At 67.2% G+C, this 2809-nt stretch carries 4 protein-coding genes; 2 read left to right on the forward strand and 2 right to left on the reverse strand.

Annotated elements, in window-relative coordinates; all coding sequences use genetic code 11:
- The coding region (locus B3587_RS15545; RefSeq protein WP_292730358.1) for an IMP dehydrogenase at positions 1 to 575 on the reverse strand (575 nt) is incomplete at its 3' end.
- Between the two features lie 169 nt (positions 576 to 744).
- A complete protein-coding gene (locus B3587_RS15550; protein WP_228179465.1) occupies positions 745 to 1362 on the reverse strand; it encodes a TetR/AcrR family transcriptional regulator in 618 nt (205 codons plus the stop codon).
- Between the two features lie 59 nt (positions 1363 to 1421).
- Between B3587_RS15550 and B3587_RS15555 the strand changes: the two genes are divergently transcribed.
- A complete protein-coding gene (locus B3587_RS15555) occupies positions 1422 to 1604 on the forward strand; it encodes a hypothetical protein (protein WP_292730352.1) in 183 nt (60 codons plus the stop codon).
- A 12-nt stretch (positions 1605 to 1616) separates the two neighbouring features.
- Positions 1617 to 2809: DHA2 family efflux MFS transporter permease subunit (locus B3587_RS15560; RefSeq protein ID WP_292730355.1), on the forward strand; the 1193-nt coding region annotated here is incomplete at its 3' end.

Here is a 2809-nt window from a genome sequence, read left to right on the forward strand (position 1 = left end):
CCGACGATGACAGGCACGTCGAGGTCGTAGATGAACTTCTTGAGGTTGAGGGGCTCGTCGACGCTCGAGACGTGCTCGGCCGAAACCGTCGTGCCACGGATGACGAACAGGTCCACACCCGCGGCGACCACGGTTTCGTACAGCTGCTGGGTGCGCTGCGGAGTCAAAGCACCGGCCACCGTGACTCCGGCGTCACGGATCTGCTGCAGTCGCTCACGGATGAGCTCGGGCTTGATCGGCTCGGAGTAGAGCTCCTGCATCCGGCAGGTTGCCGTCGCCTCGTCGAGAGACGCGATCTCAGCCAGCAGCGGCTCGGGGTCGTCGTACCGGGTCCACAGCCCCTCGAGATCGAGGACACCGAGTCCGCCGAGCTGACCGAGCATGATCGCCGTCTGCGGGCTCACAACCGAATCCATCGGGGCGCCGAGCACCGGGATGTCGAACTGGAACGCATCGATCGACCAGGCAGTCGAGACATCCTCGGGATTGCGGGTGCGGCGCGAGGGGACGACGGCGATGTCGTCGAACGAGTACGCGCGGCGAGCCCGCTTGGCGCGGCCGATCTCGATCTCCATGGTCACGCGCCCCAGCCTACCGGTGGGGTGTGGCGATACCGCGCGTGATCCCAGCCCCGCGCCGAACCCACACGTTTCGGTCCCACCCCACACGCGATACGCGCCGGATCGCGTGGGTTCGCGGCGAAAGGTGTGGGTTCGCCGCTCCGGAAGAGGCGCCGCACAGCCATCACCACGGTTCGTTGCCGCGGGGCGCGACGTCGCGGACGGCGCGCATCGTGGTCGGGAAGCATGTTTCGAAGAGCTCGTGGATGCCGGCATCCGCGTCGACCTCGTCGATGAGGCGCAACCCGATCATGGTGTTGATCAGCATCCCCTCCGCAAGGAACGATTGGGCGGTGTCGGCATCGAATCCGGCCTCGTCGCGGAGGAAGCGCCAGACCTTCACGAAGCCCTGGCGGGCGGCGGGTCCGATCACCGGATGACCGCCGAGAAGGAACGCGTGCGAGAGGGTCTGGTGGAGTCCCCGCACCTGGAGAAGCCGAAGATAGACAGCCCCCATACGCTCCTGCGCCGGAGCGTCGGCGGGGGCGTCGAGTTCGGCGCGGAATCCGTCGAGCAGTTGATCGAGAGCGTCGTGCAATACGGCAAGGAACAGCGATTCCTTCGTTCCGAACAACCTGACCACGTACGGCTGACTCACGCCGGCGGCGCGAGCTACCTCGTCTGTGGTGGCTCCTTCGTACCCGCGGGCACCGAACACAGCGTGAGCGGCCAGCAGGATTTCGGCGCGGCGCTCATCGGAACTCATGCGTCGTTGCGTGCCGTTCTGAACCATGCTTGACATGTTATCAGTCGATTACTACAGTCCAAGTAATCATCCGATTACATCAACGGAGGCATCCCGTGACCACCACGCTCGATCCGGCTCCTGCGCCGCCCTCGCACCTCACCGCACCGCGGCATAGTGCATTCGGCCTGGTGGTCGCGGCCGCGTCGGTTCCGATGTTCATGGCCACGCTCGACAACCTCGTGATGACCAACGCCCTGCCGGTGCTCCACCGCGACCTCGGCGGGAGCGTCGAATAGCTGCAGTGGTTCGTGAACGCCTACACGCTGGCCTTTGCCGGCGCGATCCTCCTGGCATCTGCCCTCGGCGACCGATTCGGGCGCCGCACGGTCTTCGCGATCGGAATCGCCGTCTTCGGGATCGGGTCAGTGCTCGCGGCCCTCAGCACCGATCCTTCGCAGTTGATCGTCGCCCGCGCCGTCCAGGGACTCGGCGGGGCCGGCATCTTCCCCCTGTCGCTCGCGCTGCTCTCGGGCGGTGTCGCCCCCGAGCGCCGTCCGCTCGCGATCGGGATCTGGGGTGGCGTCTCGGGTCTCGGGGTCGCCGTCGGCCCACTCGTCGGCGGTGCGATCATGGAGGGCTGGAACTGGCAGGCGATCTTCTGGCTGAACGTCCCGATCGCGATCCTCGCCATCCCCTTCGCGCTCTGGGCTCTACGCAACGATCGCGGAGCACGGGTGCGACTCGACCTCCTCGGCGCCGTCATGATCGCACCGAGCGTCGTCCTGCTTGTCCACGCGATAGTTCGGGGCAACGACGACGGTTGGGGGTCGTTCGGAGTCATCGCGGAGCTTGTCGCAGGCATGGCGCTCCTGACTGGGTTCGTCGCCTGGCAGGCCCGCACGTCAGCGCCCCTCGTTCCGATGCGGTTGTTCCGTGACCGCAGCTTCACCGTCACCAACATCGCCGGCTTCGGCTTCAGCTTCGGTACGTTCGGCGCGATCTTCCTGCTCATCCAGTACATGCAGGTCGTGCAGGGTGCCTCCCCCTGGGAAGCCGCGGTGCGCACGACGCCGTGGACCCTGGCGCCGATGGTGATCGCGCCGCTCGCGGGCCTGATCGCGCCGCGCATCGGCACCCGCATCCTGATGGTCGTGGGGCTCGTCATGCAAGCGACAGCGCTGATCTGGCTCGCCGCCATCCTGGATCTCGACACCCCCTACGCCGCGATGATCGCCCCCTTCGTGATCGCCGGCGTCGGGATGGGCCTCGTGTTCGCGCCGTCGGCGACGGCCCTGCTGGCGACCCTCGGCATCGTCGATCACGCGAAAGCATCCGGGGTCAACTCGACGGTGCGCGAGATCGGACTGGCCCTCGGTACTGCCGTGCTCACGGCGATCTTCCTCGGCGCCGGTGGCGAGCTGATCCCCGACCTCTACGTCGAGGCGGCGCGGCCCGCCGTCTTCGTCGGGGGAATCGTGCTGGTGATCAGCGCGATCGCCGC

This window comes from Microbacterium sp. UBA837 (genome assembly GCF_002296025.1).
Taxonomy (GTDB): domain Bacteria; phylum Actinomycetota; class Actinomycetes; order Actinomycetales; family Microbacteriaceae; genus Microbacterium.

What these genes read in the sequence shown, in the direction of transcription:
- B3587_RS15550 (WP_228179465.1), bottom strand. Translation starts at nt 1,362, where the DNA reads ATGTCAAGCATGGTTCAGAACGGCACGCAACGACGCATGAGTTCCGAT.